The organism is Gracilinema caldarium (assembly GCF_029265695.1).
GTDB lineage: Bacteria > Spirochaetota > Spirochaetia > Treponematales > Breznakiellaceae > Gracilinema > Gracilinema caldarium_A.
The window spans coordinates 1-22,907 of the sequence record NZ_JAJUHW010000041.1; the positions used below are offsets into that span (position 1 = coordinate 1).

Here is a 22,907-nt window from a genome sequence, read left to right on the forward strand (position 1 = left end):
CTCCTTGTTTCGTATATTCCCCGCACCTAACCTTGCAGGTTTAACGTTAAACCTAACGTTATTTAAACACATAAAAATGGTACTGTCAACCAATTGATTCAAATTAATATTTTATTTCAATACTGGTTTTGAGATATCCCCATCGATATACTGCTGCTGAATTAAGAAGGTCTCCTGAATTCCATGAAAGAGCAATAATCGTATTCGAGATAACCCTGTCTAATTTTACACCTCCATCAAGTTTGATAGCCTGTTTTCGTCGGTCTGTATCTGGGAGATTATCGTAGCAGAGTGTTATCCATGGAATTAAAGAACCCGATGTATTAAAAACAGCCGGGATGGTATAATCAAAATAGCTTGTCAGATAAAAAACTGGATTAGAAGAGCTAATATCAATATAGTCGACTACCATTTCTGATCCAATTCCATAAAACAAGCCATCGTCACCGCGGGGCTCGAAAAGGGTAAACTTAATACTGTGCTGAGCATCCTGTATTGCCCTGCTAAAGGGACTGTAGACTTTATAAGCAAGAGACAAACCAGGAAATACCCGACCTGGTCGATTAAGAATATAATCAGTATACCATCCGCCCAAACCAGGCCAGTGGAAGGTAACTCCCGTGGCAACTTCATATTCGCCGCTGTCATAACTACCGGCCTCTTTTATTTTTATCCCCACATCTGCACCGGCATAGGGTTCAAGAGCCAGATCATCATTCAAGGGTATGTTATAGCCGATTTTGCTTCCCATCATAAACGGATCAGAATTTGCATCTAGGCCATATTCATAACTACCCCCGACAGAAATAAACAGCTTTAAGCTTTCTAGTTGGGAAGGGATAATTACGCTATCGATCCCTGCGGCAAGTCCATTACGATTATATGGTGTTATAGCATCACTGTTATACGGATATTCTGTCGCAAACTTAAGGTTTAATCCAAAACGGTTTTCCACAGTATACAATGCAGCAATAGTCGCTCCGCCAATATCAACACCCAGGTTATCTGTCGGACCTTTGGTATCCTGCTGGAACTGAGCCACAAGAGGATCTTCTGGTTTTAAAGATGATATGGGATTAATCCGCTTAACATCGACCATAGAATCCAAGTATGACCAAGTAAATTTAACCCCGTCATTCACAAACTCTAGCCCCTTGTTCCAGGGAGACCAAAAGGGTTCATTAGCCCCTGCATTCATCTGCAGTATCCAATTCCCTTTTGCGATACCAGCCAGAAACTCTCCTGTCTGGAAACGGTTTCGCCTTAAATAAGCTCCATTAGAATCTGGCACCCCAGCGTTGTATCCAAGACCTTCGCTTGTAACAAGGTCTAAATTAAATAGTGTCAGATTGATGAAACCCACTGCTGTATCGCTTTTAACCCTATTGTTCAATTTTTGGTATGGCACCAGATTGATAACCAACTGAAAATCGGTCAGTTCCTGCTTAAGACCATACCGATAAGTGTTGTCTAGATCGATGCCAAAACTAGTCCGGCTCGTCAGATTAAAGCTCCCCGAATTGGCGAGGCTTATATCTCCCGCGAAAAGCCTAATTCCCATAGCGATACAGAGCACCAGAATAAAGCCTGTACTGATATTCCTTGCCATTGATCACTCCCTTTAATTCCAGCGATTCCAGCCTTAGATATACCTAGGCCAGAATCGCCTCTCTACAAATCAATACACAAAAAGGTCCTCGAAATTCTTCGCTCTTCCTGTTTCTACAGTTCCGCTGATAATCGGTATAAAGGCAACCTTGTTTCCTAAGACGGTATCTGAAAGATTTTTTACGACAATGCCGACATAGACATGATCCACAAAAACCGAGGTTGCAAAGCCCGTAATATAAGTTTCAGTATTTGGAGCAACAGGAGCAGGAACCTCACCAGAGGACCACTCACCATTTTCAATAGTGCCATCGCCAAAGCCCCAATAATTTGTTCCTGTTTCCGGATCACTGAAGGTAAACACATCCACCGCTCCATCGAGGGATTTGCTATCGGAAGCCACGATACGATCAATTACTATACCAACTGGCTCAGCGCTCAGATTCTTTAAATGGAATCCTTCAAGCCCTCCAAGATCAGCTTCGGCAATGTTGAGCCAATAGGTCTGATAGGTACCAGTTAAGGAAACCTTTACAGGTGTCACAGGATTATCGTTCACCGTAGGACTCGGGCAGCCGATCAAGATGACAAGACCTGAGAGAATCACAAAAACAGCTATGCTCAAAGTACTTATACGCTTCATAAAAACCTCCCTCATGTTAATATTCCAATATCTTTACTGTCCCTGTGTTTGCCGTTCCCGGGTCCGACATCCGACTTGGACAATTAAGAACACTATTGGGCTGCGTACACTTCCAGTTCAGCGATTTGGCCAGCCTTAGCCTGGGTATTCCCAGTAAAAATTAAACGGAGGTACCTAGCTTTAACGTTCAACTTAATTACTATAAAATTGCCGTTCCCTGCAGGATCGAATGAATAGTCAGTAGGTTCTATTACCTTAAAAAATTGGTTTCCGTCTTCGCTATAGAGAACCTCAATTCTTTGTACCCGTTTGCTCCAGATTCGTTTTGGATTCAGTTTGATAAGCATTACATCGAGCAAACGTGAATTTACTAGATCTACTGTGAAGATGTTTGGATATGTACTAGCCCCACCTTCCCAATAACTAGCCACATCACCATCATTGGCCTTGCTTGCTACAAAGTCGTATATGTGGCTGGACGCAACAACAGGCATACCTAGGGCTATATTCTTTTTACCGGCAGTATCGAATAATGATTCTGCTTGTTTGGTAACGGATTTTGATTCGGTAGTTCGGAGTACTGGACGAATTGCAAAATCCAAGGGAAGAGCAGCCTCTTTCATAAGGCGTCTAACTTCATCAATCTTTGCTGCAAAAAGACGGTCATATATCGAGATGATGTAATTTTTTTCTTTTTCTGAACCTGCTTTTGTATAAGCCTTGTACAGTTCTATAGGAATACGAAGATCAAGACGGCTAAAGGGAAATTCTTCTGCATATGTTTTTTTAACATCCTGTATATATTCGAGTTCCCTGTATCCCCGTTCAATGGTCGGTTCAATAATAGTTCCCTCGCCATAATCATTCCAGGTTGCAATTTGAATAATATCTGGATTTGCTTTCAAAGCTGCATCCATGGTTAACTTAAACGTTTCTCCGTCAGCATAATCCAAAAAACCGTAACTGCGTCCTGCGCCGGCTTCTTGATAGATATCATGGAAACCAGGGAAAATAGTGGCTACAAGATGAGGTTTTGTACTTTGTTTTGTATAAAAGTCATTTAGATTCGACACCAAGCGGGAAAGACTCAATTTTCCTGCTGTGGAAGCCCACATGAGCGGCCAATTATAAGAACCATCAGCAAACTGTTCACTGTGATTATCCAAACTAACAAGATAGGGCCGAGGATGGGTTTCCGAAAAAAGAACTTCCCACTGGGATTTTTCTTTGAAATATTGAGGCCCAAAACAGAGTACCACAGGACGATTTTCAAATTTTACATATGACTCATCCTGAAAAACATTTTTCTGGAGCCATGCGAATGCCTTTTTACCAGTCTCTACAGCCTGGGTCTTTGTAATAGCTTTAGCTTCTATCATTTTCCCGATACTTTGGTCTTCATAACAGAAGACAAATTTCAAGCCTGCCTGCTTGAGGATTGGTATGATAGTCATAACAGATTGATGTATTTCTTTGTAATCCAATGCATCTTCTATGCCATACCAGTCAAAGATGACCCCGTCGATACCTGCGATTTTCATGAGAGCCACCTGATAACGAAGCACTTCTATATCCCTGGTATCATAAGGACCGGTCAGGGGATAATAGTGGGATGCAATTTTTGCTCTTCCGTCTGGAAGTGTCTCAAAAGGATCAAACACTGTTCCGCCCATGTGCCAATGGAAACCATACCCTGAATCTACAGGTGGAGCCTGAAACCATGGCATATAATGAACTAGTAACAGAGGAGATTTATTCACTCTGTGTAATGGGGTTTGAATAATAAGTTGTTTTCTTGCATTTTCAAAAACCTCTCCTGAGGTGGCAGGCTTTTCACCTTTTGGCTTTATAGTGGTAGTACAAGAAAAAAACAAAGAAATCATGGTGAGGCCGCATATCAGGCGAGCAATATACCTATGGGTATTCATATTAATACCTCGCTTCTTTATGGTTTAACGTTAAACGCGTTTAACGTTAAACCTATATTAAGCCCACTTTTTTAATCTGTCAATAAAAAAAATAAGATATTTGTTTTTTAAAATACAAAGCATTTGGGATTTGCTAAATTAAAATCTGGGATTAAATGTAGTTTTATCATAAGCGAAAATAATTAAAGGCAGAATTGTTCCGCATGGCTGGGATAAATAACAGAGACGCCTCTAGACAGGATCCGGGTCCAGTTTTCGGTTCCTTTTTCGTCATCGGGCATAATTTGATTGATTGGCGGCAGATCCCCGATAATTGCTTCACCTTGGTCAGTAATGAGACAAATATGATCGGGAGAATGGGCATCTGCAGTTTCTACATGGACTGGAAATCCCGCTTCTGCTAATCGTTGATTTAACATTTCAAGGGTTAGTGCATGCAAACCAAGCATATCTATACGTTTGTATTCTATATAATTTTTATTTTTTAGAATTGTTCTTTCCATGTCATCGATATAAGGCAGCTGAAAATCTAATACTAAAGGAACAGTCTGTGTCTTCTGAAGCTCTCCCAAAAGCCCTGCATGGTCAAGATGGAAATGTGTCACAATAAGATAGTTGAGTTCATCAATTTTGATATTAAGGTTTTTAAGATTATGACGGTATTCTTGGAAGGTACAAGGCCAGCCAGCATCTATGGCGAGCCACTGATCGCCGCTCTTGTTGTTAAGGAAGAAGCAATGTGTGCTATGGTAACGAAAAAATTTAATCATACAAATACACTAAACAAGAGAACGAACCGATGCGCGTTCAACAATAGACACGGGCATCACCACATGGCGGGTTATTATAGGCTTACCTTCCAGAAAATCTACCATCATGTTAGCGGCGGTTACCCCTTTTAATGTTACATCCTGATGAATGGTGGTGAGTTGAGGAGAAGTCACACGGCTAATATATAAATCATCAAAGCCAATTACTGATATTTCATCAGGGACTTTGACTCCTGCTTCCTGCAGTCCGCTGATAATTCCTGCGGCAAGCATATCTGCGGAAGCAAATATTGCGGTAATGTCCTTTCTCTTTGCCAGTTCACGGCCAAGTTCCTGTCCTTCATTGATGGTCATCTCATGTTCGTATACATTTTCTCTGCGAATAGGTAGCCCCGCATGAGTAAGTGCGTCTTGATACCCGCGAAAACGCTCTTCTAGAACACCTTGATGCTGGATATGAGGGGAAGCAAAAACTATATTTTTATGTCCATGATTAATTAAATATTCAGTAGCAATATAACCGCCTCGGTAGTCATCCAAACCTACATTAAAAATCTTTTTATTTTCTACATAGCTATCTACAAGTACAATTGGTTTATCAGTACGGATAAGCTGAGCAAAAAATGTATCTTCAAAGAGGCCTGTTAATATTACCCCATCCATATTCCAATTCCGGAAAACCTGCAGCAGTTCCTGCTCATCTTCTACCGTCCGGACCAGCATAAAATAGCCTCGCTCACGCAAGGTTTTTTCTATTCCGCCGACAAAAGCGCCATGGAAGGGATCTTCTAAAAAATTACCCTTTTGGTCTGGTATGAGATGATTAATCACACCAATAATTTTTGACGATTTGCTAACCAATGATCGTGCGGTTAAGCTTGGTGTATAATTGTATGCTTCTATAATTTTCGTTATACGTTCAACTGTTTCCTTTGCAACATGGGATGTTTTGCCATGAATAACATTCGAGACTGTAGTGGGACTGACCTTAGCTTCTTTTGCAATATCTTTAATTGTTGGCATAATGAAATATAGTATAACTATGTAAAGAATTACTCAAGAGCAGTTGCCCTCTTATGTAAGCTATGTTTTTCTTGCTTTCGCCCAAAAAAATCATAGAGGGCAAATGAGAGCAGCAGCATGGATAAGCTGAAAAAGAAATCTTCAATAGGTATGGGGCCGACACGGATATTCAGGTTACGGCTGTTATCATATAGGACTATCGGAAGACCAGTAAGGATACCATTCGCGATTAAGAAGGGCACATAGGTAATGGCGAGGGCTATCCAGAAATTTGAAGATCGGAAATTATTTGGTGAGAGTATCCGCACTGCCAGAATTGCCGCCCCAACCGAAAGGAAAACAATTCCCGTATAAGTTTTGTGCATTAAAAGAAGACCCGCAAGGATTATAGCCTCCGCCAGAACATACCACAACCACAGGGGAATCGGTAATTCATGCTCTTTTATATAGGCTCGTACACAGGCTAAAATAAAGATACATGAGTAGGGTACACAGATAAAAAACAACCATTCACCGGCTGGTAAACCCAGAAACCGCCAGGCGCCGGCATACTGGACACTGAAGGACCACACCCCAATAGAGGTTTTCCAGACATCCCAGGATCCAAACAGTATAAGAATGACCAAGAGAGAAGGAAATACCGCAGGCCAGCTTTTATAAAAGGCGACTTTCCGGTCAAAGGAGAGGACCAATGGAAATAGAAGAACTAAAAGATTTAAAAGAATATAGGCCATGGAAACTCCGTTGCTTAATGAAAATCAAACAAGACCACACCAGCCCTATCAATATGATCAATCAAAGCTGGGTTTTTAAGTTCTTCGTAAAATTGGAGATCTACGAGATAGGGAAAGCCAGAATCATCTATCTCGTCTTTAATGCTTCCAAGAATATGGCCGTCTACAACAGGGCTGTTCTTTATCACCAGGTCAACATCGCTTTGGGGTGTATACGTTCTCTTTACTCTGGACCCGTAGACTATGATAAGCCCCCGTTTTATATATTTCATGAAAATGCTACGAAGTAGTGCAATTTCACGATCCCTAAGTCCGCAATTCACTGCATCTGTTCCTCAATAGGTATATTCAAAACGCTGGATAATGCCTTCCTTAACGATGGATTGCAGGGCAGTAATATCGTCGGTAGAGAGCAGGACTTCCCGCAGGAGTGTAAAGGCCCGCTTAAAATTATCAAACCTTTGAATCCAGCGAATATCCTGTTCCATTCCGAAACCTCCTATGCATGTTTATAAACAGTATATTCCAGTTCCCTGCCCATAGCCAGGGCACGGCGCCCTTAGCCAGCTTCTTGGGGCGAGACCAACTTCTTGGAGCACGGCTCGGTTTGTAGGCCCCCAAACTTACACCCACACCACAATACCCATAATAAGGAAGAGGAGCGCCGTAAGGGTGCGAACCAGGACAATGCGGCGCGCATACCAGGCGCGGAGCCTTTCATGCCGGAGACCGAAAAGGTACAGTACAAAGACCATCAAAAGGGGAAAGATAAAGCCCAGATTGTAGAGGAGGAGCAGAAAGACGCTCCAATGGCTCAGGGCGGACTGGTTAAGGTACACCAGGGTAGGAAGGTACACCTGACCAGTACAGGCCAGTTCGATAACTGACACAAGGAAACCAGAAGCTGCCGCACCCAGCACATAGAGGGGCAGCACTGAAAAGGACCTGATGACCCGGTGGGAAAGCCGTTTAAGCGGCGCAGGAAGCTGCAAAGCCGAATCGCCCGCCCTCCCCTGCCGGGCAAGCATAGCATCCTGGATGTTAAGAATCACGAGAAGCGCGGCAAGGGCAGAGATAATGATTTTAACCACATAGGTGGCCCGGCCAGCGGACAGAAAGGAGCGCAGGACCTGCAGGAAGCCGAAGCCGATGAGCATATAGGCGAGGAACACCGAGCCGATAAAGGAAAGTCCCACAAGGAACAGGGAGCGCCGGTCCGTCCGCCTCAGGGCTATAAAGGAGAGAAAAAAGAGCAGGGTCGAAAAAGCGCAGGGGTTAATGCCATCCAGGAGCCCCGCGGCGAGGATGGTTGCGAGGGTTCCCAGCGTGTTTCCAGTGCCAAGGGCCGCCGCTCCAGCAGGGTTTGCATCCTTAAGCGCCGCGGCGCCGCCAGCCTGGGACGCGGCGGCCCGGCCAGAGACTTCAGGCGAGGCAGGTATTACCGCTGGCCGGGATGTGCCAGTCTCCTTAAAAGCCGCCAGTTCTAAAGGAACATTCTGCTCTATTTCGGTGGAACCCCGGTACACGTTATGTCCCACAAAGAGAACCGGAAACACCGTAAAAGCAAGTCCCCGCTGTGCAAGCATATCCACGCAGCGCTGGTAGCCTTCGGCGGAAAGTATATCGTAGGTTTCCAGTTCAAGCCGCACCCCTGAAGCGGCTTCCATCTTTTGCTTTTGCACATACAAGAAGGCATCGCAGTGGCCGCATCCCGTTTCGGTAAAATACACGCCCCGAAGTATCGGCGGGCCTTCGGCAGCAGGAGCTCCTGTCGGAGCTCCTGCCGGACCACCTGCAGTGGAACCTGAAGCCCCCTCCTGGGCCCAGAGGGGGCTCATCAACAGAAATAAGAAGAGTGCCATATTGATGAACGGAGACTGTTTCATAAGCCTTTTTCCCAGTAGCCCACATTAAGCCAGGTGCCAAATTTATAGCCCACCTCGGTAAACTCGCCGACCTTGCGAAAGCCAAAGCGCTCATGCAGGGCCTGGCTTGCCGGGTTAGGCATGGCTATTCCCGCAATCACCAGGTGAATGCCCTGTTCTCGCAGACCCTCAAGGAGCCGGGTGTACAGGGCCGTTCCAACACCCCGGCCGCAAAAGTCCCGGTCCACATAGACGGTGGATTCCACGGTGTACCGGTAGGCAGAGCGGCCCTTCCACTTGCCGGCATAAGCAAAACCGACTACACGGTCATCAAGCTCGTAGACAAGCCAGGGAAATTGGGCGGTAATTTCATCAATCCGGCGGATCATTTCTTTGTCTGAAACTGGTTCTTCCTCGAAGGTAACCGTGGTTTCCCGGACATAATAATTGTAGAGCCTGGCGATGGCAGGCCCGTCAGCATCGTTTACGGTACGTATTATTGGCATAGGGAGAGTATAGCATAAAAGTGCGTCTGCGTGGGCTTGATTGTCACTTGAATGTGTATTATCATACACATAGAGAGGTGTATAAAATGCGAACCAATATCGTTCTTGATGATAATCTTGTTGATGAGGCATTTAAATACGCTGAAAATATTCGCACCAAAAAAGAATTGATTGAAACTGCACTCAAGGAATTTGTAAGATCTAGAAAAATGAAAAACCTGCGAGAATTAAAAGGTAAAATCCAATTTGCAGATGATTATGACTATAAAAAAATGCGAGTTGGCCAATGATTTTAGTTGATACCTCTGTCCTCATTGATTATTTCAAAGGGATTGAATCAGGACCTGCAAAATTATTTGATGAGCTTGTAGAACATGGCATTCCATATGGTATCAATACTTTTATATATCAAGAATTATTACAAGGATCAAAGACCATTCATGAATTCAATACACTGAAAGAATATTTAGAAACAATACCATTTTATGATCTTAAATATGGTAAAGAATCATACGAGAAAGCTGCTTTTCTTAATTTTCAATGCAGAAAAAATGGAATAACCATACGCAGTACAATTGATGTATTAATTGCTGAGATTGCAATTGAAAATAATTTGCTGCTGCTTCATAACGACAGCGATTTTGATAAGATGAGTAAAGTAATAAAAGAATTAAAGATATATGGGGAATAAAAGGTAATTTTATCTATCCTGTATTACAGGCTTGCTTCTGAAACTGCAACCCTATTGCGGCCTTCGGATTTTGCTTTATATAAAAGCGCGTCCGCCTTGGAATAGAGGGTATCTAAATCAGAGATGTCCATGGCTGAGCAGGATACGAGACCGATACTCACCGTTATTGGTTTTTCTTGCTTTTCGCTGATAAAACGGGAAGATTCTACCGCTTTTCGGATACGTTCAAGGACCCTAAAAGCGGCGTCACTCGGCAAGCCGGGCAAGAGAAGCGCAAATTCTTCTCCGCCGAAGCGGGAAAAAATATCATAGGGGCGAATCATGGAACTTACCTTTTTGGTAAAAGATACAAGGGCCTCATCGCCTGCAAGATGCCCATAGGTGTCGTTAATTTCTTTAAAATGATCCAAATCCATAATGGCAAAGGACAATGGCTCATGGGAACGGCTGCAGTGGGCTAAGGCAGCTTCCGCATGCTGGCGAAAGGAGCGGCGGTTTAATATTTTGGTTAAATTATCGGTGGTAGCTGCGCTTACCAATTCCCGGTCGGCAATTTCTTTTGCGATCAGTACAAAACCCACCGTACCGAGTATCTGGTTTAAGGACAGGCTCAAAAACGCAATGGCCTGAAACATGGTGGAGGTAAGAAAATAGTGAAAATCTGCGGAACGCAGGGCGTCATAGAGTCTTAAAGACAAGCCCACAATGACAAAAAGATATAAAAAGCCTACCATCTTGCGCAACGCACTTGCCTTTGGATCGGCAAGGAATTTCACGGTTGATAACGAAACGATAGCGATCGTGATGAAGGACATGAGGGCTATTCGCTGGGAAGTATTTGCTCCTAAGAAAAAAGCTGTATTAAAGAGGATAACCGCAAAAATACCGCCGATTATAAAAATATTTCGTAATCGCTGTGAACTGTAACCGGCAATACTGAGCATGGCCAGATTTTCGCAGCTCGCTCCGGCAATGAGCAGGGTGTTCCCTATGCCTATGGGTACAAAGGGATGCACACCGCCGCGGATGAATGCGACAAGAAAGCCCAAACACTCAATACTTTTTCCTATTATATAAAGATTTATCATCCGGTCTTTATAGTGCAGGGCATAGGACAAGACAAGCAAGACCGTCATAAAGTTACCCAGGAGCATGCTTAAGTAGATCGTATTCACATCGATATTAATCATATACCTTTTTAGTTTCGGTTAAGGGATGGATGGTGTCAACTGGAGGGGGGTGAACATCCGTTTGTTCGAGCCTACATGCCGCAAAACTTCTCCCAAAGGTTGATGCAACGGGCCCGCTTCTGTATGATGGGCCTGAGCAGCCTGTGAAACAGCAGTCTGCAAAGTAGTAAGCCGCTAAGGAGCGTGTATGCCGGGGAGCAGTTTCGGACACTTGTTCAGAATTACCACATTCGGAGAATCCCACGGAGGAGCCGTCGGCGTCGTAATCGACGGGGTTACACCGGGATTAGAGCTTTCCGAAGAGGACATACAGAAAGAACTGGACCGACGGAAACCGGGTCAGAATTTTATCACCACCCCCCGGCAGGAGGCGGATAAGGTCCATATCATGTCGGGCATCTTTGAGGGGAAAACCACGGGCACCCCCATGCTGCTTATCCTGTACAATGAGGATGCCCGGCCTTCTGCCTACGACGACATAAAAGACAAATTCCGTCCGGGACACGCGGACTATACGTACCTAAAAAAATACGGCATCCGGGACTACCGGGGTTCCGGCCGCGCCTCGGGGCGGGAAACCGCCGGCCGGGTGGCCGCCGGGGCGGTGGCAAAAAAGCTCCTGGCCCGCAGGGGCGTATCCGTTATCGCCTATACCAAGCGGGCCGCAGGCATTGAATGCACCAGGTTTGATGAATCGGTCATTGAGCAGAATCCCCTGCGGGCCTGCGACGCAGAGGCGGCTCTGGCCATGGAGACGCGGCTCAAGGCTCTGCAGGATGAGCAGGACAGCGCCGGCGGCATCGTGGAGTGTCGGGTCCGGGGTCTCCCTGCGGGGCTTGGCGAGCCGGTCTTTGACAAATTGGACGCCGAGCTTGCCCATGCCATGCTATCCCTAGGGGCGGTAAAGGGTATCGAGTTCGGCGCCGGTTTTGCAGCGGTGGACATGAAGGGGAGCGAACACAACGACTGGATGGACAAAAACGGCTTTATAACTAACCATGCGGGGGGTATTATCGGCGGTATCAGTACCGGGGCAGAACTAGTCTTCCGCATCGCCGTAAAGCCCGTCTCCAGCATCGCAAAGCCCCAGAAGACCATCAACCTAAATGGAGAAGAAACCGAAATCCGCACCGAGGGCCGCCACGACACCTGCATACTCCCCCGGATCGTCCCGGTGGTAGAAGCCATGACCGCCCTCGTGCTGGAGGACCACTTGAAGCTGCAAGCAGCCTTAATGGTGTAAAGATTGCAATATTAATACACCTCATCATGAGTTCCTATGGCTACTAATAAAGCGGTATTGTCATCTATCATCGTGTAAATGATACGACAATCACAACTAATACTAATAGCTCTGAGATCTTTAAGCTGGCCTGATAGCTTATGATTTTTTAAGTCTGGACAAAAGGGATTTTCTACAAAATCACATTATCAATATGTTTCCCCCCCTTTTCCAAAATCTCTGGTATACTAGAGTAATGGAAAAGACAATACAACAGTGGGCCGATGAGATTACCGGCGCGGTAGAAACGGTGTTTTACGGGAAACGGCGGGTGATTCGCAAGATACTCTGCGCCCTCCTGAGCCGGGGCCATGTGCTTTTAGAGGACGTTCCAGGGACGGGTAAAACAATCCTGGCCCGGGCTTTAGCAAATACATTGGGAACCCAGTTCAAGCGGCTCCAGTGCACCCCGGACCTTTTGCCGGCGGACGTGCTGGGGGTAACGATTTGGTCTGCGGAGCAGCAAAAATTCCTTTTCCGCCAGGGACCGATAATGACCAATATGCTCCTCGTGGATGAGATAAACCGGGCTACCCCCCGAACCCAGGCGGCACTCCTGGAAGCCATGGCGGAGCGGCAGATTTCTGTTGATGGAAGGCGGCTCAAGCTGCCTGAACCCTTTTTCCTTATCGCCACGGAAAACCCCGTGGAGTTCGAAGGGACCTTCCCCCTGCCGGAGGCCCAAAAGGACCGGTTCCTCCTTTCCCTTTCTATCGGCTACCCCGACACAGCCGCCGAGGCGGTCATGCTGGAAAGCCAGCGTCAGATTGAACATCCGGTGGACTCCCTAAAACCGGTCACCAAGGTTGATGAAATTCTCGCCCTGCAGGAAGCGGTTACCCGTATCCATGTGGACAGCGCCCTGCGGGACTATATGCTTGCCCTGGTGGCCGCAAGCCGCAGCCACCCTGCGGTGCGGCTCAGCGCTTCTCCCCGGGGAAGCCTTGCCCTCTATCGCGCATCCCAGGCACTGGCCGCCATGGAGGGCCGCTCTTATGTGATTCCTGAGGACATAAAATCCCTTGTGCCGGACGTGTTCCGCAAGCGGCTCATCCTGCATCCTGAATCGATCATTAAAAATATCAGCGTGGACCGGATTATCGAGTCGATTGTGGACAGCGTACCCGTACCGGTCTTTAAGGAAGGGGTATGAGGGGCCGAAAACGGCTAGTCCAGATTCTGCTGCTGCTTGCGGTTTTCCTCTTTGCCCCGGTGGCGGTTCTGCGTTTTTTTGCCCTCGCCTGGCTGCTCCTGCTTTTGCTGAACTGGCTCTACATTCGTTCAGCGAGCCGCCATATCGTCATTCGGCGCAAAGACTCGGTGCTCAGGACCTATAAAAACAGGACCACGACAGTAGAACTGGAGGTCATGAACACGGGATGGCTCCCCGTATACAACGCCATATTGTCCGACACGACCGGCTCCCTTGATCCGACGAGTCTTTGCCGCCAGCGGCTTGATATGCGAAGCCGGAGCCGGAAAACTATCTCCTATACCCTGCGTCCTAACGAACGGGGCGAATGGACCCTAGGGCCGGTCAAGCTCCTTATCCGTGACATGCTGGGGCTGGAAGAATACACCTACGAACAAAGCGACACAACCACGGTTATCGTGTATCCAGAAATTTTCACCCTCCCCTACCGGGCCTATGAGGGCTATCCCCTGGGAACCATTAAGACCGGAAACATCCTCCACGAAGATCCCAGCCGCTACCGGGCCCTGAGGGAATACCAGCAGGGAGATGAGTGGCGCCGCATCAACTGGAAGGCCAGCGCCCACGCGGGAGAACTCATCACCAATATCTATGAATCCAGTATTGATGTACCCCTCCTGGTACTCCTTAATTTGACCGCCCCGGCCTATCCCCTTAAGTCCCAATATGTGTACGCTGAACGCTGTATCGAATATGCCGCATCCCTGGTGAGTTCCGCCTCCCTTTTAGACCAGAGTGTGGGCTGCATCAGCACCGGAATCCTCCCCCAGGATGGCAAAAACCTCGCCATCGAGCCAGGCCGGGAACACCGGATGGCCATACTGGACAGCCTTGCTAAAATCGCCCTCTCAGAACAAAGCGGTTACGGCACTTTTACCGATGCCCTGAGGCGGCTTCCCTACCGTTCCCGGGTGTGCTATGTGGGTCCCTATGTTGGGGAAACGCTTCTGGAACTTTTTCTCTTAAGCCGCCTTAAAGGGGGGGAGCTGCAGGTGTTCTGTATTGGGCCGAAACTGGAAGACCTGGAAACCCTGCACGCCAAGGGCATAGCGGTGACAGAACTGGAAGGAGAGCGCCATGGCTGAACAGGAACGGTTTGCCGAATTTGTCCATCCCCTCATCGCCGTCAGCATTCCCGCAAGTTTTCTCTTTGCACAGGGGGGCTTTCTCTCCCGCTGGATCCCCTCCTGGCCACTTCCGTCCCTGGCAGTACTCGTGCTTTCTTTTTCGGTCGGTTTATTTTCGGTTATCCTGGGGAACCTGTTCCGCAAGGAGCGGCTTGGTTTTACGGCCCGTATCCGAGAACTTGTGTTTTTTGGACTTTTTCTCTATTTAGGCGCTTCCCTGGCGGATCTTATTTCGGGGGGAAGCCTCCGATTTGGGACAGGCCCGCTGGGGACCAACGATGGAGACCCCCTGAGGTTTCTCTGGCCTTCCTTCTTGAATATCACGGTGACAGTCTTCGGCATCCTCCAATGGGTGTTCAGCGTGCTGTTTCAGGGGGCCCTGCGGGACCGGGAACTGCTTTTAGCCGAACTGGACCCCGATAAAAAAAACATGCCCGACGGGCAAAGCCCGCAAGAAACGGTCCCGCAGGAACCAAGTTCTCCTGGCCTCTCTCCTTTGGCCTTGCAGTACCGGCTCCGGGACGCGGGAATTCTTGCGGAGGAAACCCTTAAGGGGATGCGGAAAATACGGAACATTACCCGCATACTCCTTGCGATTACCCTTGCGGAAGCTATCGGACATGGAATTGCGTTTCAGGGAGAAGGGCTGGGAGCCCAGCTTTTTGTCCTCCCCCTCTTTCTGATATACCCCTTTTTAAGCGGACTGCTTGGCCGTTATATTCGGGAACAGTATGATGCTGGAGCCGGGATCAGCCCCGATGCGGATAGCCGCAGTTACCAGATCCGGAGCCTCTTTTTCATACTTATTGTGGTGTTTGGTATCGCCTTTGTCGCGGCAGGCTCAACTTCCATCCTCCCTATTCAGTGGATACTGGCCTTTTTTGCATGGCTTTCGAGTCTCTTTCCTGAGCGGCCACCGGTAGCCTTTTCTGTTCCAGAACCTCCGGCAGAGGAAGGCCCGGATATGGAACTCTTCCGCCGGGACCTGGAAGCCCTGGCAAATCGGTCAAAATCGCCGGTAGATTGGACGTTTCTGTGGCTCATCCTTGGAACTTTCGCCGCGGTGGTAGCTGGGCTCTTTATCCTCTTTTTCCTCATTTCGCCCCTCAAATCCCGGTACTTTTGGCAGCGGGTCAGGCAGATATTGTCGCCCCGATCTTTGCTGCAGGCGTTTAAGAAATTCCTTTCGTATCTTAAGCCCCGCAAGGCAAAACAGATTGATGGACTCGACCTGGATCCGGACAACCTTAAGCAGGTGCGGGAAGAACTGGAACGCCTTACCGCAGGCAAACAGGACAAACGCAAACGGGCCCAGCTGGGTAAAATGGCGGAACGGTACCTCCGCTATCTTCGCTGGGGAGAAGCCCACAAGATCCCCTGCCAGGCATCTCAGGCTCCCCGGGAATATGCAGGGCTGCTCACCGGGCACTTCCCGGAACTGGAAGAACCCATCCTTGAAATAGCCGCCATTTTCGAAGAAGCCCTCTACGGCGACACCCTTATAAGCCGGGACCAGTGGAACCGATTCGGTTCCGCGGTGGGTGAGGTGCTGCACTACGAGCCTGAGGAACGCTGAGACTGGCGGCCAAAGGTTTCTGTTATATGTTCCTTTACGAGGGCCGCGATTTTTTCTGGATCCTCTGAGATGCCCGCATGGCAGGCTGCTTCTCTCCACTGGAGCCAGCCAGTCACTTCTGGTCCGCTGATGCCTTGCCGTTTTCCTACCCGAACAAGGCGCTTGAGTTGTCTTTTTAGAAAACGCTGCCTGTTCCGGGTAAGGTTGAGGAACAAAAGAGACACAGCGACTACAAATCCAGACACTAAAACAAGAAAACCATACCATATCCAGAGGCGGTTCTTATGCTGAGAAGGATGAACAGACTCGTCACCCGGCGATTCTGCAGGCAAGAATCCTATCCGCGGACCTGAACTGCCCCGGGCGGCAGCATACATTTCGGGCACCGCCGGATTTCCGCCGGATGGCCCAGCGGCGGGGGTCGGATCAAAGCGAAGCCAACGCCCCCCAATATAGGCCTCTGCCCAGGCGTGGGCATCGGTTCCCCGTATAAGCCCCCGGCCCTGGGAATCAAGGGTGAGGCGAAAACCCTCCACAAGCCGGGCAGGAATTCCAAGATGCCGAAGGATAACCACGAGGGCGCTCGCAAAATGGAGGCAATAGCCCCGTTTTTCTTCAAACAAAAAGCGCTCCAGGGCAAGCGAGCGGGGACCACCGCTTACCCGTGCCGAATAGCCATACTGTTCTTTGAGGTGCCGCTCCACTGCCTGTACTGCGGACCGGAGGGCCTCTGGGTCCCTTTTGTCGGTCTGCCATTGACGGGCAAACTGGACAATACGGCCCTGGGGATCAGGCCCCGGATCTCGGTACCGCGCGGGGTCCCCGCTCTGAATTCCCTCAGGGGACCAGGTAACAGTCTTTGTAGTCTCTCTTAATCTAACTTCAATCTCAGCGCCCCGTTCTATAGGTTGTTCGAAGCGAAGGCCACATGCTGCACCGGCAAGTATTACCTGCGGGAGGGAAAAATCCTGAGCCACAGGCCTTATATATACCGATTCGGCTTCCGCCGGGAGGGGAAAGCGGTCATAATAGTCTCCCACAAAACGGAGCCGCAGCAGACCTTGAGTTCCTGTTCCCAAAGGCTCCTCTCCGCTCATCAATAGGGACTCTTCTCTATAAATATCCTCCGCCCAGCCATCGGCGGTTCGGTTGCCGTAGGTGGCTGCAGCGAGGTACAGGGATGCCCCCGGTGTGCCTTCTATTTCGAATAAGGGGACCGATGAAAGATCGAGGCGGGTGGAAAAGCGGCTCGATCCTACTTCGAAGCCATAACCGGGAACATCCAGAAGCAGAGGCAAGGATGGCGCTAGGTTGAGCACCAGGGGTGTCATATCAATGCCAGGGAGGCTGATCTCTGTACCGCTTGTATCAAACAGGGGTACAAGGGGAGCTGTTACCAGGAGAGCCGCGCTAAAGGGGAAGCTCACCGAAAGCAGCATAATAAGGAACTGTTTCGGCTTTGCCGGGGAAAATCGCCGTGCATTAAGCACAAAGAAGAGCAGCAAAAAGAAAAACAGGGCACCCACAAACCCAAGAGTCTTGCCATAGAGGATCGCCCACGTAAGGAGACTTACCGCGGTCAGGGCGGTACATCCTGCAATAGGCCCCAAACATACAAAAAGAAGGGCCGACAGGGTCGTTAAGAATCCATAAATCAGGGCTGCAAAATAGGAAAAGAAGCCCCGGGCTTTTCCCTGTCTGACCATTATAAACCAGACTTCCGCCAGGGAACGCCTGCTTACATTGAGGAGCACAATGAGCAACAGTAAGCCCGCAGCAATCCAAATAATTGTCAGCAGCCCTGCGGTTTTTCCGGAACCAGAAACACGGTGCCAAGAGGCCAGGGCGAGGCTCACCATAGACCACAGAAGGGGCAGCCAGAGCGGACCGGTACCGCGGAGTAAAAAGCCGAGTACGAGAGGAGGAGCCAGCGCAGGGATCAGGAGCAGGAGCCAGTACAAAAGGGCAAGGGCGGGCGTCCAGGTCTGCCCTCGCCTCACGGGCTGCCCGGGCCGCTCAAGTCTCCCAGGCAGGCCAGACCGCTCCAGCCGCCCCGACTGCTCAGGCAGCCCCGGCTCGCCAGGCAGCCCCAGCTCGCCAGGCTTCGCTTCATTCAAAAACATGGGCTATTCCTTCGCTACCCTGCCGGGTATCCAGAACCCTGCAGGGAATCCATGGGCTGAATGGGAGGAGTTCCGCTATATGAAGGGCATCCTTCTGGGCATCTAAAACAAATTCCGGGCCTGGTACGGATATAAAAAGTATCCGGTAGCCGCCCCGCAGCCTTTGTTCAATAATAGAATAAAAATCCTTTTCCTGGCTGCCTGCCTCGTACAGGGGCGGCAGCAGGCTCACAAGGAGCGTAGTTTTATCCCCTTCCCAGGCGGCCCGGGGCAAACTTGTTTCGGTAAAGAGTATATTGGTAGATCGGGAATAGAGCCATTCAAAGCTCTTCATTTCTGAAATAAAATAGGGCCCCGTTTCGCAGCCCGCAAAGAGTTCCGCTGGAATTCCCCGTTCAGCCATGTAGCGAAGTACCGAAAATACAAGGCTTACCGCCAGATCTTCCGCCAGGAGCCGGGCCTCTTCCATTTTATTGAACGGTGCGGGCCGCAGATCCAGCACTATCCGCAGTGACTGGGCTGAGGCCCGTGCAGTTTTAAGGGCGCTGGGAATACCCGTAGCGGCAAAGCGCTTCCACGCGATCTGCCGCCCCCCTTCCCCATGACGCAGGGGATAGACCGAATCAAAGACACCCACATCGTCCTGCAAGCCCCCGGGATTTGTGCCTGTTTCTCCGCTTCCGGTAAAAAGGTATTCCAAAGAACTGCTCAGTGGAATAAGTTCGGGATACACATAGAACATCCGGGGTTCTACCCTATAAGAAAGTTCAAAAAGCCCAAGACTGTCTTTGAATAAAATGTGCTCAAGACCTACGGCGTAGACCCCCCGATAGGCGCAGCGGAACGAAAAAGACCAGGACTGGCTTTCCCTGCTGCCCAGAAACACCGATCGTTCATTTATCCCTGTAAGCCCCGGCCCCTTAAATGAGAACCGGCAGAGGATGAGACAGGAAGGCAGCAGTCCCTCTTGATGTATAACAAAATGATACTGTATCGACTCTCCCCGTACGGGATGGTCGCTCGAAAACTCCTGATGAAAACCGAACTGCATATAGCTGTACCAAACCTGGAGCAGCGATGAACCGAACACAAAAAAAGGAAAGAGAACCAAAAGCCGCGAAAGGGGACCCGCAAGGCCCGCAATGCTGTTAAACAGAGCGAGAGAAAAAAGAAAAACGCCCAAGCCCAGGGGGGAAATACGGATACCCATGAACGGCTCTTACAATCCTGTAGGTTTTCTTATCCGGGAAACCAGTTCGCCGACCAGGGTCCCCGCATCTTTCCCTGCCATACGGCTTTGAGATGCCAGTACAAGCCGATGTGCCAATACCGGCCGGGCAAGGGCTTCCACATCCTCGGGGAGTACAAAGCTGCGGCCTTCATACAAAGCCCGGGCCTTGGCTGCCTGCTGAAGGTAAACTCCGGAACGGGGACTGGAACCCAACCTGATATCCGCCTGGGTGCGGGTGGACCGGACTATCTCCATAATATACTGCCGCACCGCTGGAGCAACATGAACTGACTGCACCATTATTCGGATCTGCTGAATGGTCTCAGGGTCTGCCACGGTCTTTACCGCCATAACCGGCCAGGCTGTTTCATTCCGAATTAAAATAGTTTCTTCATCCTCTGTTGATGGATATCCAATGGAAAAACTGAGCCCAAAACGGTCCAGTTCCGCTTCCGGCAGCGGAAAGGTGCCGACAAAATTATGGGGATTCTGGGTGGCAACCATAAAGAAAGGTTCTGGCAGCAGTAAGGTATTTCCATCCACCGTAACTGAGCCTTCCTGCATGGCCTGCAAAAAGGCCGACTGGGTACGGGGCGAAGCCCGGTTTAGCTCGTCTGCCAGCACAAAGTTAGCCAGAATGGGACCGCCCCTGAATACAAAAGCATGCTGGTTAGCGTCCCACACCGATAGGCCCAATACATCGGCGGGCAGCAAGTCCGGCGTACACTGGATGCGGGAAAAACCAAGCCCCGCAGCTCGGGCCATGGCCAAAGCCAGAGTCGTTTTGCCCAAGCCCGGAATATCTTCGATAAGAACATGCAATCCGCCAAAGAGGCCAATAAGCCCAAGCTGTACCACCAAAGGCTGGCCCACAAAGGCGGTAAGAACCGCATTCTCTATCTCATGAACGATACGAGAAGCTTCAGATAGTTCCATTTTCATGGGTATACTATACCACGGTACTAAGAGGTACGATACCGCAGGATTTAATATCCGGTACGCGGATCCAGATCTCCCCTTCCCTGCAGTACATCGCAAATCCGTTCGGCAAAACGGGGGGCTGTGGCTACACAGAAGTCTGTATTGGGATGGTCATCCCCTGAATCCACCGCGTTAGCGGCCAGAAGATACAAACCACCTCCTGTTTCGAGCTGCCAAAAATCGAACACATAGATATTATCGCCCTTTTCATCCCAGGTTCCGATAATCCAATCATGAAAGGCCTTAAGCCGCTCCGCCTGTTCGGCGGTACAATTGCCAACCTGCTCAGCGGCTCCGGTCCATACTATGAACCTGTTGTTTGGGAAACTATGCATCTTTTGTTTCAGGGCATTATAGGCCGCCTTGTAATTGGCCAGGGACTTGTCGGGCGAAGCCGGATCAGGAGTCCCTGAATCTGGTCCAATTTGGGCTACTGGAAAACAGTGCTTAAAGATGATGAGCATGTACTGGCTGCAGAGGGTTTCTAGATTATGTATATTCGGCACAGTGCTGCTGCCCTGCCCTCCAACCCAGAGCCGGTAGTAATCGGAAGGATAATTATCCCATGGCCAGGGATCATTCGGATAGGCCCGCTCTTCCACTACATAATTTGTACCCAGCTGAGCGTTTCGTACATCCATGGCCGCTGGCACTCCACCATCCCAAACATAATTTCCCGTACTGTGATGCAGGAATATAACCCTGGCATCTGAAGAGGCCGGTTTTTGGTACCCTGTTTGGGATTCGCAGGATGCAACAGCAGCGAAAAGCAAAATGTAAAGAAGGAAAACTTGGTTATTTTTCACTTTTATTGCTCACCTCCTGGCAAAAAGGATAGCGCAGAAGAGTACGATTAACTGGAAGTTTTTTTAAACAGACTTTTTCAAAATCATATGGAATAAAGCATAACTGGTCATTTTTAATTATTGACAATATTGCAATATTTTGCAATATTATATATATATTTTTTAAGATATAAGGAGATCTTATGATTTCACTAACCGTGCCACTTTTAGTGCGTGGCCTTCTTGCAGCACTTATCGTTGGCTTTGTTACCTCCTCTATTCGATCTTGGGTAGACCGGGTATTTCTGGTTATTATGCTCACTGGTATTGTTGGATTGCCGATTGTTCAGGCAATTCAAATAAACCTTATCGTTGTTTCTCTGGCAGCCCTTATGGCACTCCTGCGGCAGCGCAAACTACTCCATGGAGCAGTGCCACCTGGGTCACATGAATGGCTCCTCATAACCATTCCAGCGGTGTTAGGTGGTGTTGGCGGCAGACTCTTGGCTAATCAGCTGAAACCATCTTTATTGTTAGGCATTTTGGGAATCTATGCAATCCTTGTTGGGTTGCGTATTTTAATTATCAAGCCCCTTTCTGAAAAGGAAACAAAGGCCCATCCATCCTGGTTTGTACCAATTAGCCTTGGCAGCGGCATCCTTACAGGCCTCATTTCTGCAGGAGGCAAACCCTTTGCGGTTCCCTTGTATAATAATGCCATGGGGCATCATCCCCAAAAGGCCTACGCTCTCGCCACCGTAGCCGTTGTTACCGCCGCATGGACAGCCCTCGGGACTCAATTAGTTGTGTCTATACCAGACTGGTCCCAGTTTGTTATCGCAATTTATGAATTTGTGCTTGTAACCATTATTGCACTTATTGTTCAAAAATTCTGGACAGAAAAACTTGCTAAAATTGTAAACCTTACCATTGCACCGATTCTTATCCTTGTGGGGCTCCGATTCCTGCTCGTAGCTATAAAATAAACATCAAGGCTTGATCTCCACTAAGAACGGGGGATAAGTCCTGGGTTAAAATCTTAGCCCAGGACCAACAAGCATTATTTATCCTGCTCCCTTATCTGGACCCGGCGGATTTTACCGCTGATCGTTTTAGGGAGCTCAGTTACAAACTCGATAACCCGAGGATACTTGTAAGGGGCGGTAGTCTTTTTAACATGTTCCTGAAGTTCCCGTTTTAACTCCTCGCTGGCAGTCCAGCCCTTGGCAAGTACAATGGTTGCCTTAACCGCCATACCCCGGTCTGGATCGGGGACCCCGGTAACGGCACATTCCAGAATAGCCGGATGTTCCAAAAGGGCACTTTCTACCTCAAAGGGACCAATACGGTAACCTGAGCTTTTTATAACATCGTCCGCACGGCCCACAAACCAGAGGTAGCCATCCTCATCCTTATAAGCCATGTCTCCGGTATAATAAATGTCATCATGCCAAACCTTGGCGGTCAGTTCCGCATCCCGGTAATAGCCGGCAAACATGCCGACAGGCCGGCGGCGGCCGGTCCGGACCACAATCTGGCCCTCTTCGCCTGCTTCGCAGGAACTTCCATCTTCCCGCACCAAATCAAGATCATAGCCAGGAGCAGCCTTGCCCATGGAGCCCGGTTTAGGC

23 protein-coding genes and 1 pseudogene are annotated in these 22,907 nt (G+C 48.9%); 7 read left to right on the plus strand and 17 right to left on the minus strand.

What is annotated here, in order from left to right; all coding sequences use genetic code 11:
- Positions 1-103: 103 nt before the first annotated feature.
- From Q7P68_RS11520 to Q7P68_RS11565, 10 genes are all read right to left on the minus strand, one after another.
- On the minus strand, positions 104-1,609 hold the full coding sequence (locus Q7P68_RS11520; protein WP_304225808.1) for a hypothetical protein: 1,506 nt from the start codon (positions 1,607-1,609) through the stop codon (positions 104-106).
- A gap of 69 nt (positions 1,610-1,678) precedes the next feature.
- On the minus strand, positions 1,679-2,251 hold the full coding sequence (locus tag Q7P68_RS11525) for a hypothetical protein (RefSeq protein WP_304225810.1): 573 nt from the start codon (positions 2,249-2,251) through the stop codon (positions 1,679-1,681).
- Between the two features lie 92 nt (positions 2,252-2,343).
- Positions 2,344-3,924 (minus strand): endo-1,3-alpha-glucanase family glycosylhydrolase, encoded by a 1,581-nt coding sequence (locus Q7P68_RS11530; RefSeq protein WP_304225811.1) that lies wholly within the window; start codon positions 3,922-3,924, stop codon positions 2,344-2,346.
- Positions 3,925-4,361: 437 nt separating this feature from the next.
- A complete protein-coding gene (locus tag Q7P68_RS11535) occupies positions 4,362-4,949 on the minus strand; it encodes an MBL fold metallo-hydrolase (protein ID WP_304225813.1) in 588 nt (195 codons plus the stop codon).
- 9 nt (positions 4,950-4,958) lie between these two features.
- Entirely contained in the window at positions 4,959-5,972 is a 1,014-nt protein-coding gene (locus Q7P68_RS11540; protein WP_304225815.1) for a LacI family DNA-binding transcriptional regulator, read from the minus strand.
- A 29-nt stretch (positions 5,973-6,001) separates the two neighbouring features.
- A complete protein-coding gene (locus Q7P68_RS11545; protein WP_304225817.1) occupies positions 6,002-6,706 on the minus strand; it encodes a lycopene cyclase domain-containing protein in 705 nt (234 codons plus the stop codon).
- A gap of 14 nt (positions 6,707-6,720) precedes the next feature.
- Complete coding sequence (locus Q7P68_RS11550; protein ID WP_304225819.1) at positions 6,721-6,978, minus strand: nucleotidyltransferase family protein; 258 nt, start codon at positions 6,976-6,978, stop codon at positions 6,721-6,723.
- Between the two features lie 63 nt (positions 6,979-7,041).
- On the minus strand, positions 7,042-7,194 hold the full coding sequence (locus tag Q7P68_RS11555) for a nucleotidyltransferase substrate binding protein (protein WP_304225821.1): 153 nt from the start codon (positions 7,192-7,194) through the stop codon (positions 7,042-7,044).
- Between the two features lie 135 nt (positions 7,195-7,329).
- The gene (locus tag Q7P68_RS11560) at positions 7,330-8,592 is read right to left on the minus strand and encodes a cytochrome c biogenesis CcdA family protein (RefSeq protein ID WP_304225823.1); all 1,263 of its coding nucleotides are present in this window, start codon (positions 8,590-8,592) and stop codon (positions 7,330-7,332) included.
- Entirely contained in the window at positions 8,589-9,077 is a 489-nt protein-coding gene (locus tag Q7P68_RS11565; protein WP_304225825.1) for an arsinothricin resistance N-acetyltransferase ArsN1 family B, read from the minus strand. The genes Q7P68_RS11560 and Q7P68_RS11565 overlap by 4 nt, the downstream gene beginning before the upstream one ends.
- A gap of 20 nt (positions 9,078-9,097) precedes the next feature.
- On the opposite strand from Q7P68_RS11565, the gene Q7P68_RS11570 reads away from it, so the two are divergent.
- Positions 9,098-9,367 carry a type II toxin-antitoxin system VapB family antitoxin gene (locus tag Q7P68_RS11570; RefSeq protein ID WP_304225827.1) on the plus strand — a complete coding sequence of 90 codons (270 nt, stop codon included), beginning with the start codon at positions 9,098-9,100 and terminating at the stop codon, positions 9,365-9,367.
- Complete coding sequence (vapC, locus tag Q7P68_RS11575; RefSeq protein ID WP_304225829.1) at positions 9,364-9,768, plus strand: type II toxin-antitoxin system VapC family toxin; 405 nt, start codon at positions 9,364-9,366, stop codon at positions 9,766-9,768. The genes Q7P68_RS11570 and vapC overlap by 4 nt, the downstream gene beginning before the upstream one ends.
- Before the next feature lie 23 nt (positions 9,769-9,791).
- On the opposite strand, the gene Q7P68_RS11580 is transcribed toward vapC, so the two are convergent.
- Entirely contained in the window at positions 9,792-10,943 is a 1,152-nt protein-coding gene (locus Q7P68_RS11580) for a GGDEF domain-containing protein (protein ID WP_304225831.1), read from the minus strand.
- 202 nt (positions 10,944-11,145) lie between these two features.
- Between Q7P68_RS11580 and aroC the strand changes: the two genes are divergently transcribed.
- Positions 11,146-12,201, plus strand: a complete 1,056-nt coding sequence (gene aroC, locus Q7P68_RS11585; protein WP_304225833.1) for a chorismate synthase — start codon at positions 11,146-11,148, stop codon at positions 12,199-12,201.
- An 11-nt stretch (positions 12,202-12,212) separates the two neighbouring features.
- Here aroC and Q7P68_RS14000 read toward each other — a convergent pair.
- Positions 12,213-12,350 (minus strand): annotated as a pseudogene (locus Q7P68_RS14000) (type II toxin-antitoxin system RelE/ParE family toxin); the annotation flags it as partial.
- Positions 12,351-12,436: 86 nt separating this feature from the next.
- Here Q7P68_RS14000 and Q7P68_RS11590 point away from each other — a divergent pair.
- The 3 genes from Q7P68_RS11590 to Q7P68_RS11600 are packed head-to-tail and all read left to right on the plus strand — an operon-like array spanning position 12,437 to position 16,156.
- The gene (locus tag Q7P68_RS11590; protein WP_304225835.1) at positions 12,437-13,393 is read left to right on the plus strand and encodes an AAA family ATPase; all 957 of its coding nucleotides are present in this window, start codon (positions 12,437-12,439) and stop codon (positions 13,391-13,393) included.
- Positions 13,390-14,538, plus strand: coding sequence for a DUF58 domain-containing protein (locus Q7P68_RS11595; RefSeq protein WP_304225837.1), 1,149 nt, complete (start codon positions 13,390-13,392; stop codon positions 14,536-14,538). Before Q7P68_RS11590 ends, Q7P68_RS11595 begins: the two co-directional genes overlap by 4 nt.
- The gene (locus tag Q7P68_RS11600) at positions 14,531-16,156 is read left to right on the plus strand and encodes a DUF4129 domain-containing protein (RefSeq protein ID WP_304225839.1); all 1,626 of its coding nucleotides are present in this window, start codon (positions 14,531-14,533) and stop codon (positions 16,154-16,156) included. The genes Q7P68_RS11595 and Q7P68_RS11600 overlap by 8 nt, the downstream gene beginning before the upstream one ends.
- Here Q7P68_RS11600 and Q7P68_RS11605 read toward each other — a convergent pair.
- From Q7P68_RS11605 to Q7P68_RS11620, 4 genes are read right to left on the minus strand one after another with little or no spacing between them, the layout of a single operon-like run.
- Positions 16,135-18,279 carry a transglutaminase-like domain-containing protein gene (locus tag Q7P68_RS11605; protein ID WP_304225841.1) on the minus strand — a complete coding sequence of 715 codons (2,145 nt, stop codon included), beginning with the start codon at positions 18,277-18,279 and terminating at the stop codon, positions 16,135-16,137. The two genes, Q7P68_RS11600 and Q7P68_RS11605, sit on opposite strands and share 22 nt — an antisense overlap.
- On the minus strand, positions 18,266-19,489 hold the full coding sequence (locus Q7P68_RS11610; RefSeq protein ID WP_304225843.1) for a DUF58 domain-containing protein: 1,224 nt from the start codon (positions 19,487-19,489) through the stop codon (positions 18,266-18,268). The genes Q7P68_RS11605 and Q7P68_RS11610 overlap by 14 nt, the downstream gene beginning before the upstream one ends.
- Before the next feature lie 9 nt (positions 19,490-19,498).
- Positions 19,499-20,452: an AAA family ATPase gene (locus Q7P68_RS11615; protein ID WP_304225845.1), complete on the minus strand. Its 954-nt coding sequence runs from the start codon at positions 20,450-20,452 to the stop codon at positions 19,499-19,501.
- 44 nt (positions 20,453-20,496) lie between these two features.
- The gene (locus tag Q7P68_RS11620) at positions 20,497-21,297 is read right to left on the minus strand and encodes a hypothetical protein (RefSeq protein ID WP_304225846.1); all 801 of its coding nucleotides are present in this window, start codon (positions 21,295-21,297) and stop codon (positions 20,497-20,499) included.
- Positions 21,298-21,479: 182 nt separating this feature from the next.
- Between Q7P68_RS11620 and Q7P68_RS11625 the strand changes: the two genes are divergently transcribed.
- Entirely contained in the window at positions 21,480-22,262 is a 783-nt protein-coding gene (locus tag Q7P68_RS11625; RefSeq protein WP_304225848.1) for a sulfite exporter TauE/SafE family protein, read from the plus strand.
- A gap of 74 nt (positions 22,263-22,336) precedes the next feature.
- Here the strand turns inward: Q7P68_RS11625 and Q7P68_RS11630 are convergent.
- Positions 22,337-22,907 (minus strand): AMP-binding enzyme (locus Q7P68_RS11630; RefSeq protein WP_304225850.1); only part of this gene is annotated, 571 nt, incomplete at its 5' end.